General features: G+C 66.7%; 1 protein-coding gene. It reads left to right on the top strand.

The window, feature by feature from the left end; all coding sequences use genetic code 11:
• A partial coding sequence (locus U858_RS34110) for a hypothetical protein (RefSeq protein WP_042886122.1) occupies window positions 1-486 on the top strand: 486 nt, incomplete at both ends.

Here is a 486-nt window from a genome sequence, read left to right on the forward strand (position 1 = left end):
CTGATCCAGGCCGACAACCTCTTGGCCTTGACGGGCGGCAGCCTGAACAACCGCGACACCCTCGCCAATGGTCTGGCCGGTGCGGGCGCGGCTACGCCAGGCGCCCTGGGCGTCATGGGCCAGCAAGTCACCTTGAACGCAGGCGCAGTCGACAACCAGGCCGGCCGCATCGGCGCGGGCCAGGATCTGGGCGTAGCTACAGGCACGCTCGACAACACGTCGGGCAACGTCTCGTCCGATGCCGACGCCAAGCTCGCGGTCAACAGCCTGACCAACCGCAGTGGCGCGGTGACGGCCGGCAATTCCCTGGAACTGACCACCGACAATCTGGACAACGACGGCAAGCTCCACGCCGGCCAAGACCTGAAGATCACCGCCAACACCCTCACCAACCGCGCCACCGGCGAACTGGTCGCGGGGCGCAACACCGAACTGAACATCAGCGCGATGCTGACCAACGCGGGGCTGATCGATGGCGGCTATACC

Source organism: Achromobacter sp. DH1f, assembly GCF_000633435.1.
Lineage (GTDB): Bacteria > Pseudomonadota > Gammaproteobacteria > Burkholderiales > Burkholderiaceae_B > Achromobacter > Achromobacter deleyi.